This window comes from Butyrivibrio sp. XBB1001 (assembly GCF_000424505.1).
Lineage (GTDB): Bacteria > Bacillota > Clostridia > Lachnospirales > Lachnospiraceae > Butyrivibrio.
Window position 1 is genome coordinate 97,968 of the sequence record NZ_AUKA01000007.1, and the last position, 21,060, is coordinate 119,027.

Genomic DNA, 21,060 nt, shown 5'->3' on the forward strand with positions numbered 1-21,060 from the left:
ATAGACGGAGGTCACTATATGAACTTACGGAATTGTGCAAGATGCGGTAAAATGTTTAACTACATTGGAGGTCAGCCTGTGTGTGAGGCCTGTAAGAAGGCTATAGAGGAAGATTTCCAAAAGGTAAAGCAGTACATAGTCGATAATCCAAGAGCAGGGCTCAAAGAAATCGCTGAAGAAAATGGTGTTACTACCAAGCAGATTCAGCAGTGGATTCGTGAAGAGCGTTTGATGTTCACTTCTGATTCTCCACTTCAGATACAGTGCGAGAATTGTGGAGCACAAATACAGACAGGAAGATACTGTGCTAAATGTAAGGCATCTATGGCTAACAACTTGAATAATACATTTGCAAAGCCTCAGCCTGCAATTCAGCAACCAGTCAAGAAGGAAGGTAAGGCTGGAATGCACTTCCTGGATACATAAGGAGTAGCAATGTTGGATGAAGAAAAAGTCATTTTGATGACCAAAATGGCTGCATTCATAGATCGAGAAGGTAAGAAGAACGATTCCATAAACACTTATTTTAAGAGTGACTATATAGGCTATAACATTATAAAGTCAGTGATAAGTGCAACGATTGTATACGGTATTTTTCTTGGCACCTATGTTCTATGTAATTTTGAAGAGGTATTATCAAACCTCTATAATACAGAGAATCTATTGTCAGTTGGCAGGAGGTACTTGATACTATACCTCCTGCTTGTTGGCGTGTATTCACTTGCATCATATGTCATTTATTCATATCGATATTCCAAAATGCGAAAGAGTATGAAGACATATTATGGAAATTTAAAAAAGCTAGCTAGAATGTACGAAAAAAAGGATTGATAATATGACTTCATTACTTGAACTCAAGCAATACATCAACAAATTTTATATTAAATACGAAACTTACATTTCCTATGTCTGGAAATTTGTTCTTGCCCTTATAACAATAGCTGTTATCAATAACAAGTTGGGCTATATGCAGCCGCTTAATAACATAGCTATTGTCCTGATGGCTTCTTTGTTGTGTGCTATTCTGCCATCCAATTGCATTGTCCTGATGGCTGCGGTATTTATGCTGGGACATCTGTATTCACTGGCAGTAGAGAGTGCACTTATAGCTGCTATCATTATGCTGCTTATGTTCCTTTTATACTTTAGATTTTCTCCAAAGGATACATTGGCAGTACTCCTTACACCAATATTTTTCTATTTGCATATTCCATATGTGATGCCACTGGCTATGGGACTTTTGGGACTTCCTACATCCATCGTTTCCGTATCTTTTGGAGTTATAATTTATTACATGATCACATATTTTTCATCAGGAGCTAATGTTGCCAAGCTTGGAACAGACGTTGAGGAAGCATCCAATCAGTTCCAGGCAGTTCTTAAGGGTATTCTTGGAGATAAGGCCATGATGGTCATGATAGTAGCGTTTGCAGTAGCTCTTATTCTGGTATATGTGATTCGCAGATCTTCTATAGATCATTCCTGGAGAATAGCTATTGGTGCTGGAGCAATCAGCCTTATAGTTTGTATCCTTATCGGAGATTTGGTTTGCGAGACAAATATCTCCTTCTTTGGAGTTATAGTTGGAACAGTAGTTTCAGCTGCTTTGATGCTTGTCGTGGAATTCTTTGCATTTAATGTGGACTACAGCAGAACTGAGAAGGTTCAGTTTGAAGACGATGACTATTATTACTATGTTAAGGCAGTTCCAAAGGTTACAGTATCTGCTCCAGAGAGAAGGGTTAAGAGAATAAATCGTGCCAAGGAAAGGCATAGATAATTATGGATTTTCTTTTTGATTTTAACAGAACAACTTTACACATGCCCACCATAAGATTTTTCGATGTGCTTGAAATCTTTATCATAGCATTTCTTGTATATCACATTTTGGTATGGGCCAAGGATACAAGACTATGGTCTCTTCTAAAAGGGGTCATAGTTATTGTTGTGTTTATACTTATTGCAGCTATTTTCAATATGACCACTATTTTGTGGATTGTTGAAAAGGTAGTAGGAATAGCCATCACTGCTATGGTCGTTATATTGCAGCCTGAGCTTAGAAAGGCACTTGAGGAATTGGGACGAAAGAACTTTATATCGAATTTCTTTACCATCGGAGATGGCAGAGTAGAAGAGAGATTCTCAGATAAAACTTTGAATGAGATCACAAGAGCCTGCGTAGAGATGGGAAAGGTGAGAACTGGAGCTCTTATTGTTATTGAGCAGAGCCACCCTCTTACTGAGTTTGAGAGAACAGGAATTGATGTGGATGGAATAGTAACAAGCCAGCTCCTTATCAATATTTTTGAACACAATACACCTCTTCATGATGGTGCAGTTATCATCAGAGGCAACAGGATTACTTCAGCCACATGTTATCTTCCTCTTTCAGACAATATGGGGATTGGTAAGGATCTTGGAACAAGACATCGTGCAGGTATCGGTGTATCAGAGGCAACAGACGCCCTTGTTATCATAGTATCTGAGGAAACGGGCAAGATCAGTGTTGCCTATGAAGGAGAACTTGAGAGAGCTGTTGACAGTGACAGACTCAGAGAGAGGCTTAGAGTTATTCAGAACAAGCACAAGACAGATGCTCCTGTCAAGCATTTTGCCAGAAAGGCCAGGGCTAGGAAATGAAGAAATTAACAGCCAACTGGGGATTGAAACTGGCATCACTGATATTTGCAGTAATAGTGTGGTTTTTGGTAACTAATATCAATGACCCTATCACTTCAGTTAGATACACCAATATCCCGGTAACTATCAAGAATGGAAACCTGATAACTGACAAGGGTCAGGTTTATACAATATTGGATGGCAGTGATACGATAAGCTCTGTGACTATCTACGCTCCACGAGCTGTGATAGATTCGCTCAGCCCCAGTAACATAGTTGCTACTGCTGATATTCAGAATCTGTCAAGTCTCAATACTGTTAAGATTGATGTGACTACCAACAAGTATGTTGATAAGATTCAGAATTATTCTCTTAGTTCAGATGTGGTCAAATTGAACGTTGAGAGAAAGGCTAGCAAGAGTCTTGCTCTTAGTGCCTCGACTTCCGGAACAGTAGCTGATGGATATGTTATAGGCGATGTTACTACAGAGCAGAATATGGTCAGGATAAGTGGGCCAGAGTCCTTTGTAAACAGTGTAGTGAAGGCTTCTGTTGACGTAGATGTAACAGGCTTTACATCAAACATCGGTACTGATGCGGATATAGTTCTGTATGATGCTGAGGGTAATGCTCTCGATATAGCTCAGTCCGGTGTATCTATGAACATAAGGACTGTAAGGGTCAACATTCAGATTCTGGAGACCAAGTATGTTCCCGTCAGGTATATAGTCAAGGGTGAACCGGCAACTGGATATGCTCTTACAGGGCAGATAGATTCTACTCCTGAGCAAGTTTTGGTTGCAGGCAGGGGCAGCGCAATATCTTCCATTAACGAACTGATCGTAGAAGATGATAGTCTTGATGTAGCTGGACTTACAGCTAATCTTACTACTTCGGTTGATCTATCCAGTGCGCTTCCTTCAGGAATCAGCTTTGGAGACAGTGATTTTAATGGTACAGCTTCTGTAGTAGTGTATATTGGTCCGGTCGTTGAGAAAACTTTTGATATCAGCACTGATAAGATATCAATTGACGGTTCAGTAGACGGATTTGATGTTTATATCGATGACAGTGAGTATACTCAGGTGTCCTTGACACTTCAGGGACTTAGGAGCAATATAGATGCGGTAAAAGAGTCAGACATTACCGGTTTAGTCAGCATAAGTGATCTAATGTCGGCCAATGATCTGACAGAGCTAAAGGCTGGAACCTATGATGGTTACATTACCTGGAAGCTTCCAGATGGAGTTTATGTCAAGTCAGCAGTTAGTGTTTATGTTACCGTAAAAGAAAAGGAATAAAGAGGTTTTTACTTATGAGTAGATTATTTGGAACAGATGGCGTAAGAGGTGTAGCTAATGATGAGCTTACTCCACTTCTTGCTATGCAGCTTGGACAGGCTGGAGCATATGTGCTTTCAAAAGAGGTGAATCACAGACCTACAATTATGGTAGGCTGCGATACAAGACTTTCAGGAGATATGCTTGCAAGTGCTCTTATGGCGGGAGCTTGCTCTGTTGGAGCTGATGTGGTCAATGTAGGTGTTATTCCTACACCAGCTGTGGCATATCTTACAAGAAAATACAGGGTTGATGCAGGTGTTGTTATTTCTGCTTCCCACAATCCTATGGAATTCAACGGAATCAAATTCTTTGATGGCAATGGATTCAAACTTCCAGATGCTATGGAGGATGAGATAGAAGAGCTTATCAGAAACAACATGGAAGGCGTTAAGATGCCTACAGGAGCTGGAGTTGGTAAGATCAAGAATCGTACAGACGCAAGAGAAGAATACATTAATCACAATTTAAATGCTGTCGACATTAACCTTTCTGGAATGAAGGTTGTAATGGACTGTGCAGAAGGCGCATCTTTCTACACATCTGTAGAGGCTATAAGACAGCTTGGTGCAGAGGTTGTAGTTATTCACAACAATCCAGACGGTACTAATATCAATGCTAACTGTGGCTCAACTCATATGGAAGAACTTATGGGAAGAGTAGTTACTGAGAAGGCTAACATTGGACTTGCCTTTGATGGTGATGCTGATAGATTCCTTGCTGTTGATGAGAACGGCAAAATGGTAGATGGCGATGAGATCATGGCTATCATTGGAAAATTCATGAAGGAAAATGGCAGACTCAAAAAAGATACTATCGTTGCTACAGTAATGAGTAATCTTGGATTTTTCAAGATGGGTGATAGAGAAGGCATCAAGATTGAAAAAACTAAGGTTGGAGACAGATATGTACTTGAGCATATGAAAGAGATAGGAGCTAATCTCGGAGGTGAGCAGTCAGGACATATTATTTTCCTGGATGATAATACTACTGGAGATGGACTTTTGTCAGCACTTCATCTTTTGGAGGTAATGGTATCCACAGGCAAGCCACTTTCTGAGCTTGCAAAGGTTATGGAGGTAATGCCTCAGGCCCTTGTTAATGCACATGTTCCTACACACAAGAAGGATTCATATATGGAGTATCCTGAAATCGCAGATGCAATCGCCAATCTTGAAAAACAGTTTGCTGGCGATGGAAGAGTACTTATCAGACCATCAGGAACAGAGCCACTTGTAAGAGTTATGATCGAAGGTAAGAATCAGGAGCAGATCGAAGAGGAAGCAAAGAAGCTTGCAAAGCTTATCGAGGAGGTTATGCTTTAATGGTAAGCCAGAAGGTAGTAATTACAAACCCTACAGGACTTCATTTAAGACCTGCAGGCAATCTGTGTAAGGTAGCTATGAACTATAAGTCACATATTACTTTTAACTATGGTGAGAATACAGCTAATGCTAAGAGTGTTCTGAGCGTCTTAGGTGCTTGCATAAAGTGCGGAGATGAGTTGGAATTCAGGTGTGAGGGTCCTGATGAGCAGGAGGCAATGGATGCTCTTGTTCAGGCTATTGAAAGTGGACTTGGCGAGTAAAACTATAAAAAGGGGAAGATGAATGAAGAGATTTAAGGCTTTTGTTTTGGCGGGAATCGCAACTTCAATGCTTATTGGCTGTGGTAAATCAAGTGATGATGCTGTAGTTGGTATCAGCATTGAGAAGCTTGAGGATGTTGCTCCAGTTGTTGAGGCAACAACTGAGGTTTCTGAAGAAGTTGTTAATGAGGATGAACCACCACGTGAAGGAATGGTCAGAAGCTATTTTACAAACGAGTGGGTTGATGAATCTGTTAATACAACAAGACCTTTGGCTGTAATGTATCCTATCAACAAGGAGGCGCAGCCACAGTACGGACTTAGCAATGTGTCAGTATTCTATGAGATCATGGAAGAAGGCAGCATGAGCCGTCAGATGGGTATCGTTCAGGACTGGGAAAATCTTGAGAGAATCGGTAATGTAAGAAGTATCCGTGACTATTTTGTATATGCTGCTCTCGAGTATGATCCTGTAATCATTCATTACGGCGGTCCAGAGCTTTATGTAAGCGGTATTCTTACAGGTAAGACAAGACCTGATAAGGTTGATGATGTAGATAACTTAAATGGTGTTGGTGGTAAGGCAATGGGACCAGATTATGGTGCATTCTTCAGAGTTCCTGAGGGAAGTACCTCTGAGCACACAGCTTTCACAGATGGTTCACATGTAAAGGCTGCTATTGATAAGGCAGGATTTTCACTTACACACAGGGCTGAATATTTCCAGGAAGGTCCACATTTTACTTTCACAGGATATTCAAACCCTAATACTCTTGATGCATATGCTGATGCAGTTGAAGCAACAGATATTGACATGTCTGGCTGCTACCCTGTTACCAAGTCAGCTCTTACATATGATCCAGAAAAAGAGGTATATCTTAAGACTCTTTACGGGTCAGCTCAGAAGGATGCCATCACAGGTGAACAGCTTGCTTTTGCCAATGTAGTCATCCAGAGAACTTATCATGAGGTTCGTGACAGTAACGGATATCTTGCTTATCAGATGCATGACAAGACAAGAGATGGTTACTATCTTACAAAGGGCAAGATGATCCATGTTACTTGGGAAAAGACATCAGACTACGAACCAACCAAGTACTACGATGACAATGGAGAAGAGGTTGTATTCAATACAGGAAAGACTATGATCTTTGTCATTCAGGAAAAGGGCGGTTCATTCTCAACCTTTAAGGTTAATGGGACAGAGTACGCTGATTAATGAATTGTATTTACTGCGGACGGCAGAAATGCCGTCCGTTCTGTTCAAAAAGAAATGATTTAAGGAAGGCATTTTATGGATAAGATTATTGTTACAGGCTGTAATGGTCAGCTTGGAAGAGCAATCAATAAGGAACTTTGCACAAATAGTAACATTGAGATAATTAATACAGATGTGTTTCAGGGAGATGGAATTACTCCTCTTGATATAACAAATGTTGATGCTGTAGTAAACCTGGCAAGGGAGATCAAACCTGCAGCTATTATCAATTGCGCTGCGTATACTGCTGTTGACAAGCAGGAATCCGATGTTGATCTGTCTTATAAGATAAATGCCATTGGACCTAGAAACCTTGCTATTGCAGCTACAGAAGTGGGAGCCAAACTCGTACACGTGTCAACTGACTATGTATTTGAGGGTAATGGAACAAGACCATATATAGAGTTTGATAAGACTGGCCCTGTCAGTGTTTATGGCAAAACAAAGCTTGCCGGAGAAGAATTAGTCAAGCAGTTTGCAGATAAATACTTTATTGTAAGAACTGCATGGCTTTATGGTGATGGCAAGAACTTTGTAAAGACAATGCTCTCTCTTTCTGAGAAGATGGATGAGATCAGTGTTGTAATGGACCAGCAGGGAACACCTACAAGCGCCAAAGAGCTCGCTAAGGCTATATGCTATCTTTTCCCTACAGATAATTTTGGAACATTCCATGGAACCTGCGAAGGAAGCACAAACTGGGCTGACTTTACAGATGAGATTTTCAGAATTGCCGGAAAGAGCACTAAGGTTAATCATGTTACTACCAGAGAATACCTTGAGAAAAATCCTCAGGCTGCTCCTAGACCTGCCTATAGTATTCTTGAAAACTATATGCTTAAGCTTACATCTGACTATATGTTTGCAGATTGGCACGATGCGATAGAAGAGTATTTGAAAGAGCTTCTGTAATAGGGGCAGGAAAGTTTGGAGAATTATATGCAATACATTTATGAGATACTTAGTAATAAGATACTTATCGCATCATTTTTTGGCTGGCTTTCAGCACAGTTTTTAAAGACTCTTATTTATATACTTGTAAATAAGGAATTTAATGCGGAAAGACTTCTTGGAGATGGCGGAATGCCAAGTTCACATTCAGCTACAGTAATGGCGCTTGTAACATCAACAGCATTTTATTACAGCTTCAGTAGCTTTGAGTTTGCAGTTTCTGCAATTATGGCTCTTATCGTTATGCATGATGCTATGGGTGTCAGAAGAGAAACTGGAATTCAGGCTAAGGTCATAAACAATATGATGGAATGGTTCCAGGAGATGAATAGCGATATTCCAGTAGAACAGAAGCTAAAAGAGTTTGTTGGACATACACCACTTCAGGTTTTCTTTGGCGCAATCCTTGGAATAGTGATAGGTATAGTGGTTTGCAACTTTTTATGATTTTTTGATGCGGGGGCAATTAGTACATGCTATCTGTTGTACTTATTTGGATATATGTTTTAATCACAACTTATTTGACGGGGTTTGCTTTTCTTAGGTTTGTAACATCGCTTGAGTGTATGCATTCGCAGAAAGGCAGTAAGGGAACCTACAAAAAATATAATACACATTTCAGGGCGAGCTTTATAGTAGCTGGTCTTGTGGTTAATACAGTTTACGCTGAACTTTTTAGTATTTTTGCAGGCGTTGGTATTGCTGCAAATGTACTTATGGTTGCGTTCTGCGTACTTATTGCAGTTTATTACAGAGAGGAACTGATTGGCGACTTTATTGATGTGAGTCGCCTTTTTGTAACTGGTTATGCAGGATACTACTATCTTTTGATCTTTCTTATAATGGCCTATGGAACATCACATGGGTTAATGCATTACGACTCAGATCTATATCATGCACAGGCAATCCACTGGATAGAAGATTATGGCGTTATTAAGGGGCTTGGAAATCTTCATGTCCGTTTGGCTTATAATAGCGCTTCCTTCGCATTATCAGCGCTCTATAGTATGAGCTTTATAACAGGACAATCCTTCCATGTTATGGCTGGCTTTTGTGCTCTGATGCTAGCCTGGGAATGTCTTGATCTAAAGGATATCGTAAGAAGAGGTCATCCAATAATATCTGATTTTGCAAGAATAATGGGCATATACTATCTGTTCACGGTGTTTGATGAAATAGTAGCCCCAGCATCAGATTATTTCCTATCAACATTTATATTTTATATTGTAATAAGGTGGCTTGATATGAATGTCAAGCATGAGCGCTCTTATGTGCCTTACATCATGTTGTCACTTCTTGGGGTATATGCTGTTACTATTAAACTCTCAGCTGCTCCGATACTGATACTTGCAATCATCCCGATATACAGACTCTTATCAGGTAAAAATCCAGGCAAAAGTAAAGCGCTTTTGATCTCTGTATTATTAGCTTTTATAATTGCAATCCCATATTTTATCAGGAATCTGATAATATCGGGCTGGCTGGTCTACCCGGTAACAGCCATAAACCTCTTTGGTGTAGATTGGAAGATCCCTAAGGGAATTGCCGATTATGATGCTAAGGAGATCAAGGTTTATGGCAGAGGATTTACTGATGTTGAGACTTATGGTGATATGCCCTTAAGTCAGTGGCTTCCGCAGTGGTTTGCAGGTATTCATGGACTAAACAAGATCATGCTGATACTTGATATAGCAGCTATAGCAATCTACCTTGTTTGCCTGGTGTATTTCTTTGCTGTCGCAATTAACAAAAAGACAGAGTTTGGAAAGAAAAAGGTATTTAACATAAGTCGCCATAGCATACTAAATTTTGCTGATTTTATTACTATTAGCACTACCATGGTTGTATGCCTTTTATTCTGGTTATTTACAGCACCACTTATAAGATATGGAGAGGTCTATGTTTGCCTTACCTTTGCAATTATCTTTGGAAGACTGCTTATCAGTGGTTTTAATCTACTTGATGCTGATGGCATATTTGCAAAGAGACTGATCGCTATAACTGCCATCATAATAGCTGTATGGGTAGGATATAAAGGTGTAAATGTAGTCAAAGAGGATATGCCAAGGTTTAATCCGGATTATCTATTAGTTCAGCAGGATTATGGCAGGTATGAAGCAGATACTTTCCAAATATCGGGAATGACATTCTATTATCCAGTTGAAGGAGACAGGATAGGATATGATCTTTTCCCTTCAGCTCCTAGGAACATGGAAGGAGAAATTGAATTTAGAGGTTATGATATTTTCAGTGGTTTTATGCCATTGAAAAATTAGTAAAGAAATTCTAAACAAATGATGAGAACCTAAAAAAAGAATAAAAAAGTCTAAAAAAGCGTTAATTTATCACGCTTAAGCTTCGAAATAAAGTATCATACAAGTAGGGAAAGAGGGGATACTTTATGAAGAAAGCATTTGCGATTTGGTTAGCTTTTTGGATGGTATCGATGATCTTAACACCAGTAACTGCCAGAGCGTCCAGTGAAGAGGATGTTCTTAATCTGATGAATTCTGTGAGGGAATCTGCAGGGCTTGAAGCTTTCACAATGGATTCAGATTTGCAGGAAGTTGCCTATGTGCGGGCAGAGGAGTGTGCAGAGAAGTTTTCCCATACTCGTCCTAATGGGGAGGCCTGGTATACAGTATCAAATCTCACTAAGGGCGAGAATCTTGCTCATGCAAGAAACTTTAATCAGCAGAAGCCAGAAAATGTGGTCTATGCCTGGACATTAAGTAAAGGGCATTATGCAAACCTGGTGAGAGGGAGCTTTTCCTCAGTAGGAATTGCATATTATGTTGCCGATAATGGCGATACATATATTGCTTGTGAATTTAAATAAAAATGATCATAAAAATATACCCGGAAGAATGATGATTTCTTCCGGGTTTTTCTTTGCTTATTATTATCTCTCTGCACGAATTGGATTATTGAGGAAGTCTTCATATGCAAGACGGATTCCATCATCCAACTCTGTAGTATATGTCCAACCAAGATTTGCAGCCTTAGAAACATCAAGTAATTTACGAGGAGTTCCGTTTGGCTTAGAAGGATCCCAACGAATCTCGCCTTCGTAACCAATGATCTTAGCAACCTTCTCTGTAAGCTCTTTTATAGTGAGCTCTTTACCTGTTCCAGCATTGACAGTCTCGTTACCGCTGTAGTTATTCATAAGGAATACACAGAGGTTAGCAAGGTCGTCAACATAGAGGAACTCACGAAGTGGACTTCCATCGCCCCAACATGTAACGTAAGGAAGATTCTGCTCTTTGGCCTCGTGGAATCTACGGATAAGAGCAGGAAGTACATGTGAGTGAGTTGGGTGATAGTTATCATTTGGACCATAAAGGTTTGTTGGCATAACTGAAATGTAGTCGGTTCCATACTGTCTGTTAAGGAACTCGCAGTATTTAAGTCCTGAAATCTTAGCAAGAGCGTAGGCTTCGTTAGTCTTCTCAAGCTCAGAAGTCAAAAGACATGACTCCTTCATAGGCTGTGGAGCCATTCTAGGGTAGATGCAGGATGAACCAAGGAACTCAAGCTTCTTACATCCATTTCTCCATGCAGCATTTATAACATTCATCTCAAGGATCATGTTGACATACATAAAGTCAGCAAGGGCTTCTGAATTACCCATGATACCACCAACCTTGGCAGCTGCAAGGAAAACATACTCGGGCTTTTCCTCTGCAAAAAACTTCTCTACAGCATCCTGCCTTGTGAGATCAAGTTCTGCATGAGTTCTGGTGATAATATTGGTGTAGCCCTGTTTTTCTAATTCTCTGACAATGGCAGAACCAACCATTCCGCGGTGGCCAGCCACATATATTTTTGCATTTTTCTCCACTTTATTTGCCTCCAATTACTTGTCGATACCCTTTTCAAGGAACTCGGCAAGGTTGAATTTTACGTGCTCATTGGCTCTTTCTACAGCAACCTTCTTCATGTCGTGCTCAACCATGATTCTTACGAGCTCTTCAAATGATGTTGTCTGTGGATTCCAGTGAAGCTTTTCTTTTGCCTTTGTAGGATCTCCTAAAAGGTTAACAACGTCTGTAGGTCTGTAGAAGTCAGGTGATACCTCAACGAGGACATTACCTGTAGCCTTGTCATAACCCTTCTCATCAGCGCCTTCGCCCTTGAATTCAAGTTCAATTCCAGCGTAGTGGAATGCAAGCTGTGCAAACTCACGAACAGAGTGCTGAACGCCTGTTGCGATAACGAAATCTTCTGGCTTGTCGTTCTGAAGGATGAGCCACATACACTCTACATAGTCCTTGGCATAACCCCAGTCACGAAGTGAAGAGAGGTTTCCAAGATAGAGCTTATCCTGCTTGCCCTGAGCAATTCTGGAAGCTGCAAGAGTGATCTTACGAGTAACGAAAGTCTCTCCACGACGCTCTGACTCATGGTTGAAAAGAATACCTGAGCAGCAGAACATGTTGTAAGCTTCACGATACTCCTTGATGATCCAGTAACCATAAAGCTTGGCTACAGCGTATGGGCTATATGGATGGAAAGGAGTCTTCTCACTCTGAGGAACTTCCTCAACCTTACCATAAAGCTCAGATGTAGAAGCCTGGTAAATACGGCAAGTATCAGCAAGGCCACACTGACGAACAGCCTCAAGAACTCTAAGTACACCTGTTGCATCAACGTCAGCTGTGAACTCAGGTGAATCAAATGAAACCTGAACGTGTGACTGAGCAGCGAGGTTATAGATCTCGTCTGGTCTAACCTTTCCAACTACACCGAGGATACTCATTGAATCTCCAAGATCTCCATAGTGGAGGTGGAAATTAGGATGTCCCTCAAGGTGTGCGATTCTTTCTCTGTAATCAACAGAAGATCTACGAATGATGCCATGAACGTCATAGCCTTTTTCAAGCAAAAACTCTGCAAGGTATGATCCGTCCTGACCTGTTATTCCGGTAATAAGTGCTTTTTTTGCCATACATTTGTCCTTTCAAATAAAAATATTTGCATATTTCTCTCACATTATAGTGCTGAAATTTTGCGATTAGAATTCACTTTCTTGATTTTGATTTGCATTATCTTGACGAGAGGATTACACTACAGATATCAAGACAATGCAGAAGCTAGAGTTTTGAGTAAATATTGTGTGTTTCCCCAAGGGAGGTTTTATGGGAGAGAGGCTGTTTCAAGGTGAATATGTATCTTCAGATAGAATGTTGTATACTCCATCAGAGTTTGCCAAATCAAATTTATTGTATTTACAGGAAATTGGAAGCTTGAAGGCTAGAAAGACCCATACCAGTAAAAGACAGAACCTTGATTCCTTTTTATTTTTTTATGTCAAGGAAGGAAGCGGAGTTTTAGACTATGGAGGACGAGAATACGTGGTAAGAAGCGGAGACTGCGTGTTTATAAACTGTAAAAATCCGTATTCTCACAGAACGTCAGAAGATCTTTGGAGTCTTGAGTGGATACACTTTAATGGAGAAAGTGCTCTTCCAATATATCTTAAATATGTGGAAAGAGGTGGGCAGCCAGTATTTCATCCAGATAAGGAACTAATGACGGAGGGGTTGTGGGATAGTCTTAATGCCATAGCCAGGTCTTCTGACTATATCAGAGATATCAAGATAAATGAAAAGCTTTCAAGCCTTATTACCTTTCTGATGAGTTTTAGCTGGAATCCTGAGACTATACCAACTTCTGGCAATGCTTCTACACTTACTAATCTTAAAGACTATATAGATACCCACTATAATGAGAAAATAAGTCTTGATATGCTGGCGGATATGTTTCTTATAAACAAATACACTCTTTCAAGGGGGTTTAAGGAGCAGTTTGGAACATCTATCATAAATTATCTTTTGATAACAAGAATTACCCATGCCAAGCAGCTACTTAGATTTACAGATGAAACTGTCGAGGAGATTGGGAATAAATGTGGGATTTCGCCGCTCTATTACTTCTCAAGGATCTTTAAACAGATAGAGGGTATAAGCCCTCTTGAATATAGGTCGCAATGGAGTAGAAGTGTATAAGGGCCGCAGACGTTGAAAGAACCCTCCGATAAGTGTAAAATGTTTGGTAGGATTGCGTTTCTATGCGCAAAAATCATAGCCATTTATGATGGGAGCAATAGTATGAAACTATTAAGTGTTATTGTCCCCTGCTACAATGAGCAGGACAATATTTTTGATTTCTACGATGAACTCATGAAGAATGAGGCATTTTTTAAAGAGAAAGATGTTGAGATAGAGCTTATCTTTGTTAATGATGGATCCAAGGACGAGACATCAAAGCGTGTAAGAAATCTTCATGACAGAGATGAAAGAGTCCATCTGATAGATTTTTCCAGAAACTTTGGAAAAGAGGCTGGAATGTATGCGGGACTTAAGAGAGCTAAGGGAGATTATGTGGTTGTTATGGATTGTGATCTGCAGGATCCACCAGCTCTTTTACCTGAGATGTACAAATATATAGTTGATGAGGGCTATGACAGTGTAGCCACAAGACGTGTTGACAGAAAGGGTGAGCCGCCTATCAGGTCGTTTTTTGCAAGGCAGTTTTACAAGCTGATCAATAAGATGTCCAAGGCAGAGATAATTGACGGAGCCAGGGATTACAGGCTTATGACCAGGCAGTTTGTGAATTCTATCCTTTCTCTTGAGGAATATAACAGGTTTTCCAAGGGTATATTTGGATGGGTTGGCTTTAATACTAAGTGGCTGGAATTTGAAAACATTGAGAGGAAGAAAGGTGAGACCAAGTGGTCATTTTGGAAGCTTTTCCTCTATGCGTTGGATGGTATTGTGGCATTTTCAACAGCACCACTTGCTATGGCATCAGTTTTTGGCGTTTTGTTCTGCTTTTTAGCTTTTATATTTATTATTTTTATAGTTGTGAGACAACTTACAGTAGGTGATCCCAATAACACTGTGGGCTGGGCTTCAACAATCTGTATAATTTCGTTGGTGAGTGGAGTGCAGCTCTTTTGCCTTGGAATCGTAGGTCAGTATCTTTCAAAGGCGTATTTAGAGGTCAAGAAACGTCCAATGTATATTGTTAAAGAGGAGTTATAATGGTTAGCATTATTGTTCCTGTATATAATGCAGCGAAATATATAAAACATACTATCGAGATGGTGTGCGAGCAGACCTACAGGGATTGGGAACTCATTTTAGTGGATGATGCATCCTCAGATGGTAGCTGTGATGTGATAGAAAAGATAATAAATAGTCAGGGAAAGCGGATCAGACTGATCCGCAAGGAACGCAATGAAGGGGCGGCAGCCGCGAGAAACAGTGGAATAGATGCTTCTTCTGGAAGATATATAGCTTTCCTTGATGCGGATGATGTTTGGAAACCCGATAAGCTTGAAAAGCAGGTGGCCTTCATGGAAAAGACTGGTGCAGCTTTTTCTTTTCATTCCTATGAGTTTGGTGATGAGGAGGCGAATCCTACCGGAAGAATTGTGAGAGCCCCCAAAACTCTTAAGTTCAAGGAAGCTTTATCCAGAACAGTTATCTTTACTACCACTGTTATGTTTGATACTGAGAAGATTGATATGGAGATAATCCATATGCCACAGGTTCCGAGTGAGGATACGGCTACCTGGTGGAGAATCTTAAAGAGTGGCTATGTGGCCTACGGACTTGACGAAAATCTGGCGATTTACAGAAGGCCGGGCAAGTCTCTTTCCTCAAATAAACTTGTTGCTATCGAGAGGATATGGTTCCTTTACAGAAATATCGCGGATCTGTCAGTCATTAAGTCCTTTTACTACTTTGTGGGCTGGGCTGTGAGAGCAACACTTAGAAGATTGTGATCCAAAAGGGGATTTGGTATGAAAAATGTGGAGTCAGCTAAGAGAGTCTTAGTATTATTCCTTGGATTTATAGGACTGACCATGCAGACACTGGTGTATGCCTGGTTTTGGTTTAAAACATATTATCCAATAGTATCTGCAACTCGTGTGAGTCAGGATGGATACGTTCTTGGTAACGGACTTAAGTTGTATTTCAGAGGTCATTTGTTGATACTTGGAATCTATTTTATACTTCTTTTGTTCTTTTCTAACACCTATGGAGGGCTTAAAATTGGCTATCTCAAGCCTATGGATGTGTTCTTTTCACAGATTTTTGCTCTTTTCATGGTGAATTTCATTTCTTATTTTCAGCTTTCACTTTTGAGAAACTGGCTTGTGAGGGTTACACCTATGGTGATGATCTTCATAATTCAGCTAATCATCTCGTTTTTGTGGGCATATACCACGAACTGGCTCTACATGAGGATATTTAAGCCTAGAAGACTCCTTCTTGTAAGCGGCAAATACCCGGTTGATGATATTACCCACAAGTTTAATTCAAGGAAAGATAAATATCATATTGTAAGATCAATGAATATTTCAGAGGGCATTGAGAAGATTTACGAGGAATGCCTTGGCGATTATGACGGCGTTATTATCTGGGATGTTCCAAGTGAGTATAGGAATGGCCTTGTAAAATATTGTTATGGTAGAAACATAAGGATTTATGTTATGCCTAAGATCACAGATGTGCTATTAAAGGGTTCAACACAGCTGCACCTGTTTGACACACCTGTTCTGCTCTTAAGAGAATATGCTATAAAGATTGAGCAGAGAGCTATAAAGAGACTTATAGATATCGTACTGTCTCTTTTACTGATAGTTTTATCATCACCTGTCATGCTGATAACAGCTATTATCATCAAGCTCTATGATGGAGGCCCTGTACTGTACAAACAGGTGAGGTGTACTCAGAACAGGCGTGAGTTTAAGATCATGAAGTTCAGGAGTATGAGGGTTGATGCGGAAAAGGATGGAGTAGCAAGACTTGCGTCCAAGAATGATTCACGTATCACACCTATTGGCAAGTTCATTCGTGCATGCAGGATTGATGAGCTTCCACAGCTCTTTAACATATTAGTTGGTGACATGGCATTTATTGGTCCTAGGCCTGAGCGACCTGAGATTATTGCTCAGTATCTTGAAGAAATGCCGGAATTTGCCTTCAGAATGAAGGTTAAGGCCGGACTTGCCGGATATGCGCAGGTTTACGGCAAATATAACACCACACCATATGACAAGCTCAAGCTTGATCTGACTTATATAGAGAATTATTCAGTATGGCTTGATATAAAGCTTATGCTGTTAACAGTAAAGATCTTGTTTACGCCAGATAGCACAGAGGGTGTTGATGAAAACCAGATTACAGCCCAGAAAAAAGGGTAATAGCTGGCCTTTGGGAGAAGTGTATGGAAAGAGGAAGTAAGGGACATTTAGATGAGAGTTTAAATCTAAGGAGCTTTTATCTTAGATTACTAAGGAAGATTTGGATTATTCCGGTTGCAGCGCTTGTTGGCGCACTTTTGGCAGCAGGGCTGTATACTCTTGTGACTGTGACTTTTGGACCAGCCAAGACCTACAAAGCTGTGGCCAGGCTTTACATAAGCTTTGCCTATGACGAGAATAAGGGATCCCTGGTTGATTATTATAATGCTTACACTTGGGATAAAGAGCTTTTGCCAACAGATGATATTTTAAATCCTATAATTTCTGAGCTTGAAAATGATCAGATTATTGTAGTAGGAGACGATGGTGCATCTTCCACCAATGGCGATGCAAAAGTTATTACCAGAGATGAACTTTTGGATGCAATCACCGCTGATATTCCGTCAGATGTAAGGGTTATGAGGCTGACTGTAGAGTGCCAGGATAAGGAAATGGCAGATTTAATACTAAAAGCCTCAGTTAATTCCATGGAAAGCTTTGGAGATAACAATAAAGCCTTTGACTCTATAAAGCTTCTTGGCATTGAGAATGCCAAGCTTGTGACCTATTCTGACAGAAGCGTAGTTGCAGCAGTATCTGGCGCTGTAGTTGGAATTGTGGCTACAGTTCTTTTTCTTATGCTTCTGGCAGCTTTAGATGATGCAATCTATGTTCCAGAGGATGCGGAAAAGAGATATTCATTAAATGTTCTTGGATGTTTATGCGATAAACCTGTGGATTTCTTTAAAAATGAACTTGTGGCAGGCACAGGCAAGGCTGTAGAGGGTATGTCAGAAGTTACAGTTATTTCTACAGATAGTCTGTCAGATGATAAAAAATCTTTGGCTGATCTTGCTTCTTTTGAGGAAATCATTGCAGGAACAGAGGCTTCTAGTAACGTAAAATATACAGCTATGGCTGTCCCAGGAACAGTTCTTGATAATTACAGGAAAATAGGGACCTGCGACGGCGTTATTTTGTGCGTGCCTTACGGAGTAAGGAAGGGCGCAATGACAGAACATGTAATTGCTCAGCTCAAAAAACATGAATGTCCTATCATTGGTATATTGATGGTTCGTGTGGATAGTAAATTTATAAAAAGATACTACGGTCTCAGATAATGGGGAAAAATATGGATAAAAAAAGACTCCAGATGCTGGTGTCAGCTGTTAACAAGAAGGCTCTGGATTTGCCGGGCATAATGAATATTGAATCAGATGCCATAATTGTGGACCAGCTAATTGGTGATGCAGGAAAAGAGTTTGAGAGCGAGCTAAGTGACCAGGAAGAGATCATAAAAGGCAATACTATCAGGATATTTCGCAGATGTGAAAAAGGTGTAGGACTATCTAGAAACACGGGCCTTTTTAATGCGGAATCTGAGATAATCCAGTTTGCAGATGATGATATCATCTATGATGATGGCTATAGTCAGAGAATTCTGGAGGAGTTTGATGCTCATCCGGAAGCAGATATTCTTTTGTTTAATGTTAAAGCTCAGGCTGGAAGAGAAACTTATTGGAATAAGGATTATGCAAGGATTTCCTGGATGAATTACGGAAGATATCCAGCCTATGCTATTTGTGCCAGAAGAGAAAAGCTGATACAGGCTGGGGTCAAGTATTCCCTTTTATTTGGTGGCGGGGCACCATATATGAATGGAGAAGACAGTCTCTTTTTGCATGATTGCTTAAAGGCAGGACTTTCAATTTACAGAACCACTGCAGTTCTTGGGCACGAACAACAAAATGAGTCCACCTGGTTTAAGGGTTATACTGAGAAATTCTTTTTTGACAGAGGCGTTTTGTATCATTTCCTCTATGGGAAAATGGCTTTTGTATGGGGCTTTAGATTTTTGCTAAAAAATAGAGCAGAAATGTGCAGTGAATACGGATTGTTTAAGAGCTACAGAATACTGTTGTCTGGAGTAAGGCACGGAAGGACGATAAAAACGCAGTGACAGTTTATTTATCACTTACTGTAGTAGTGCTTTTGACAGCACTACTTATCAGAAAAACTGAACTAAAGAGCGAGCATAGCGCACTGATCTACAGGGGCATGAGTAGACAAAAGATGGTTAATATAATTTGCTGTCTTATTATATTTGTGCTGCTGTTTTCAGTTTCAGCTTTAAGGCTCAATGTGGGTAATGACTATTTGAATTATGTTGAGTTTATGCATCTTGCCTACAGTAGAGCTTATGTTCCAACAGAGATTGGTTTTAATACGCTTGCTTGTATTGTTTATTATCTGTGTGGATTTGAGAATTACCTTCTTATTTTTGCTATATTTGCTTTTGCTACTATTTTCTTTTTTATGAAGGGAATGCTTGATCAAAGCAGATGGTTTACCTTGAGTTTTGCCATGTTTATGCTACTTGGCTACTATTTCCAGTCTCTTAGCACGGTCAGATATTATCTTGCTCTGTCCATGGCATTTTTTTCCATAAAATATGTTATAAACAAGGATTGGCCTAGATTTGTGCTGATAATCCTGATAGGAAGCTTATTCCACAAATCACTACTTGTGGTTCTGCTCTTATATGTGATTGCCCAGATAAAGTGGAACAGATTTATGTATGTGGCGCTGTTTATCCTTGGATGCTCATGCTTTGTACTAAGTGATTTTTATCTGAAGATTGTAGTGTGGCTCTATCCATCCTACAAAGACACAGTTTATCTCGAGGGCGGAACAAGCATTGTTAATATTTTAAGATGCCTTGCGGTATTAGGACTTACTTTGTGGCTTTATAGGGATGTGGTCATGGAGAGCAGAACTTACAGGTTCTATCATATATGCAATGTACTATCAATTGCTCTTTATGTGTTTGGATCTTTTTTGCCAATAATATCAAGGATAGGATATTATCTTACAGTTACACATATCTTGTTTGTGCCTGCATTATTAAAGAGTATCAAGGATGACAGGAAAAGAAAAATTGCAATAGTATGCGTTATCATGGCCTGCATTTTATATTTTGGACTATATATGAGGGGAGCTTCAGCTGACGGCGTCAGGATTTTACCATATCAAACGTTCTTGTTCCATGACCTGCCACTGACACTTTCTGAAAGAGGCTACTATTAAGGGAGTATAAAGATATGAAGAAACCATTTTTTACAATTATCATAGTGTCATATAATCCCGGCGAGAAGCTATTTGAAACTATTAGAAGTGTAGAAAAGCAGAACTTTACTGACTATAGGATTCTGATAAAGGACGGAATGTCAACTGATGGATCCATTGATAAATTAAAAATAGCATATGATATTGGAATTGCCGGCGAAGATGAAGGCAAAGTCATAACTCTTTTGGAGAGCTGTGATAATGGCATTTACCACGGTATGAATATTGCTACGGCTTTTCTTGAAGGCAAGATCAAGGAAAAGAGAGCTATAAGAGAGGAACTTGATGATCCTCAGGAGGTCAAGCTTTTAAAAGCTGGCGAGGAACCTTCATATGTCTTTTTTCTGAACTGTGGCGACAGGTTCTATGATGAGAATGTCTTAAGAACTGTGCATGATGAGATTGAAAAGAGAATTCACAGGAATGGTACTACGCTTCCTGCAATCTATTATGGCGATATATTTGATGCTCAGACAGGGCATATTGTGGCCTCAAATCCTACAATAAATGATTACGCATGTTATAGAAATGTGCCTTCGCATCAAGCTTGTTTTTATGATGAGAGACTGATCTACAATAATCCATTTGATCTGAAATATAAGGTAAGGGCTGATTATGAGCAGTTCCTTAGGTGCTACTACAAGGATAAGGCAGAAACTCATTATATAAAGACTGTTATTTCAAGCTATGAGGGCGGAGGGTTCTCAGATCAGAATAAGAAGCTTTCTGAAGAGGAGCGAAGTGAGATAATCAAACATTATCTAACCAGAGCTCAGATACGGAAGTATGATTTCCTTAGGGTTGTTACTTTGTCTGGATTTAGAACATTTCTAGCAAATAATAGAATAACAGCTGGTTTATATAATGCCATCAAAACAGCAGTATATAAGGCAAAGGGTGGCAGGGAGGATTGATA

22 protein-coding genes are annotated in these 21,060 nt (G+C 39.9%); 20 read left to right on the forward strand and 2 right to left on the reverse strand.

Annotation, left to right across the window (positions count from 1 at the left end; genetic code table 11):
- The first annotated feature begins 18 nt into the window (after positions 1–18).
- The 12 genes from G631_RS0108075 to G631_RS18520 all read left to right on the forward strand — a co-directional run bounded on the left by G631_RS0108075 (position 19) and on the right by G631_RS18520 (position 10,595).
- A complete protein-coding gene (locus G631_RS0108075) occupies positions 19–426 on the forward strand; it encodes a class I tRNA ligase family protein (RefSeq protein WP_026489022.1) in 408 nt (135 codons plus the stop codon).
- A gap of 9 nt (positions 427–435) precedes the next feature.
- Positions 436–831 carry a hypothetical protein gene (locus tag G631_RS0108080; protein WP_026489023.1) on the forward strand — a complete coding sequence of 132 codons (396 nt, stop codon included), beginning with the start codon at positions 436–438 and terminating at the stop codon, positions 829–831.
- Positions 832–835: 4 nt separating this feature from the next.
- Complete coding sequence (locus G631_RS0108085) at positions 836–1,780, forward strand: hypothetical protein (RefSeq protein ID WP_026489024.1); 945 nt, start codon at positions 836–838, stop codon at positions 1,778–1,780.
- Positions 1,781–1,782: 2 nt separating this feature from the next.
- Entirely contained in the window at positions 1,783–2,640 is an 858-nt protein-coding gene (gene cdaA, locus G631_RS0108090; RefSeq protein WP_026489025.1) for a diadenylate cyclase CdaA, read from the forward strand.
- Positions 2,637–3,920 (forward strand): CdaR family protein, encoded by a 1,284-nt coding sequence (locus G631_RS0108095; protein ID WP_026489026.1) that lies wholly within the window; start codon positions 2,637–2,639, stop codon positions 3,918–3,920. The genes cdaA and G631_RS0108095 overlap by 4 nt, the downstream gene beginning before the upstream one ends.
- 14 nt (positions 3,921–3,934) lie before the next feature.
- Positions 3,935–5,284 (forward strand): phosphoglucosamine mutase, encoded by a 1,350-nt coding sequence (glmM, locus tag G631_RS0108100; RefSeq protein ID WP_026489027.1) that lies wholly within the window; start codon positions 3,935–3,937, stop codon positions 5,282–5,284.
- The gene (locus tag G631_RS0108105) at positions 5,284–5,547 is read left to right on the forward strand and encodes an HPr family phosphocarrier protein (RefSeq protein ID WP_026489028.1); all 264 of its coding nucleotides are present in this window, start codon (positions 5,284–5,286) and stop codon (positions 5,545–5,547) included. Before glmM ends, G631_RS0108105 begins: the two co-directional genes overlap by 1 nt.
- Positions 5,548–5,569: 22 nt before the next feature.
- Positions 5,570–6,766, forward strand: a complete 1,197-nt coding sequence (locus G631_RS18515; RefSeq protein WP_051197026.1) for a DUF3048 domain-containing protein — start codon at positions 5,570–5,572, stop codon at positions 6,764–6,766.
- Positions 6,767–6,841: 75 nt separating this feature from the next.
- Positions 6,842–7,717 carry a dTDP-4-dehydrorhamnose reductase gene (gene rfbD / locus G631_RS0108115; protein WP_026489029.1) on the forward strand — a complete coding sequence of 292 codons (876 nt, stop codon included), beginning with the start codon at positions 6,842–6,844 and terminating at the stop codon, positions 7,715–7,717.
- A 27-nt stretch (positions 7,718–7,744) separates the two neighbouring features.
- A complete protein-coding gene (locus G631_RS0108120; protein ID WP_026489030.1) occupies positions 7,745–8,203 on the forward strand; it encodes a divergent PAP2 family protein in 459 nt (152 codons plus the stop codon).
- Positions 8,204–8,229: 26 nt separating this feature from the next.
- Positions 8,230–10,032 (forward strand): LIC_10190 family membrane protein, encoded by a 1,803-nt coding sequence (locus tag G631_RS0108125; RefSeq protein WP_026489031.1) that lies wholly within the window; start codon positions 8,230–8,232, stop codon positions 10,030–10,032.
- 125 nt (positions 10,033–10,157) lie between these two features.
- Complete coding sequence (locus G631_RS18520) at positions 10,158–10,595, forward strand: CAP domain-containing protein (RefSeq protein WP_051197028.1); 438 nt, start codon at positions 10,158–10,160, stop codon at positions 10,593–10,595.
- A gap of 63 nt (positions 10,596–10,658) precedes the next feature.
- Here G631_RS18520 and G631_RS0108135 read toward each other — a convergent pair whose 3' ends face one another.
- Together G631_RS0108135 and gmd are read right to left on the reverse strand one after the other, a co-directional pair.
- Positions 10,659–11,600 (reverse strand): GDP-L-fucose synthase family protein, encoded by a 942-nt coding sequence (locus tag G631_RS0108135; RefSeq protein WP_026489032.1) that lies wholly within the window; start codon positions 11,598–11,600, stop codon positions 10,659–10,661.
- A 15-nt stretch (positions 11,601–11,615) separates the two neighbouring features.
- Entirely contained in the window at positions 11,616–12,707 is a 1,092-nt protein-coding gene (gene gmd / locus G631_RS18525) for a GDP-mannose 4,6-dehydratase (RefSeq protein WP_051197029.1), read from the reverse strand.
- A gap of 190 nt (positions 12,708–12,897) precedes the next feature.
- Between gmd and G631_RS0108145 the strand changes: the two genes are divergently transcribed.
- The 8 genes from G631_RS0108145 (at position 12,898) to G631_RS0108180 (ending at position 21,058) form a co-directional block, all read left to right on the forward strand.
- Positions 12,898–13,767 carry an AraC family transcriptional regulator gene (locus G631_RS0108145; RefSeq protein WP_026489033.1) on the forward strand — a complete coding sequence of 290 codons (870 nt, stop codon included), beginning with the start codon at positions 12,898–12,900 and terminating at the stop codon, positions 13,765–13,767.
- Between the two features lie 102 nt (positions 13,768–13,869).
- Positions 13,870–14,808, forward strand: coding sequence for a glycosyltransferase family 2 protein (locus G631_RS0108150; RefSeq protein ID WP_026489034.1), 939 nt, complete (start codon positions 13,870–13,872; stop codon positions 14,806–14,808).
- Positions 14,808–15,554 (forward strand): glycosyltransferase family 2 protein, encoded by a 747-nt coding sequence (locus tag G631_RS0108155; RefSeq protein WP_035789524.1) that lies wholly within the window; start codon positions 14,808–14,810, stop codon positions 15,552–15,554. Before G631_RS0108150 ends, G631_RS0108155 begins: the two co-directional genes overlap by 1 nt.
- An 18-nt stretch (positions 15,555–15,572) precedes the next feature.
- Complete coding sequence (locus G631_RS0108160; protein ID WP_026489036.1) at positions 15,573–16,979, forward strand: exopolysaccharide biosynthesis polyprenyl glycosylphosphotransferase; 1,407 nt, start codon at positions 15,573–15,575, stop codon at positions 16,977–16,979.
- Positions 16,980–17,002: 23 nt separating this feature from the next.
- The gene (locus G631_RS0108165; protein WP_026489037.1) at positions 17,003–18,139 is read left to right on the forward strand and encodes a hypothetical protein; all 1,137 of its coding nucleotides are present in this window, start codon (positions 17,003–17,005) and stop codon (positions 18,137–18,139) included.
- An 11-nt stretch (positions 18,140–18,150) separates the two neighbouring features.
- Positions 18,151–18,978 (forward strand): glycosyltransferase, encoded by an 828-nt coding sequence (locus G631_RS0108170; RefSeq protein ID WP_035789525.1) that lies wholly within the window; start codon positions 18,151–18,153, stop codon positions 18,976–18,978.
- On the forward strand, positions 18,975–20,105 hold the full coding sequence (locus tag G631_RS0108175; protein WP_026489039.1) for an EpsG family protein: 1,131 nt from the start codon (positions 18,975–18,977) through the stop codon (positions 20,103–20,105). Before G631_RS0108170 ends, G631_RS0108175 begins: the two co-directional genes overlap by 4 nt.
- A gap of 14 nt (positions 20,106–20,119) precedes the next feature.
- The gene (locus tag G631_RS0108180) at positions 20,120–21,058 is read left to right on the forward strand and encodes a glycosyltransferase (RefSeq protein ID WP_026489040.1); all 939 of its coding nucleotides are present in this window, start codon (positions 20,120–20,122) and stop codon (positions 21,056–21,058) included.
- Positions 21,059–21,060: the final 2 nt, after the last annotated feature.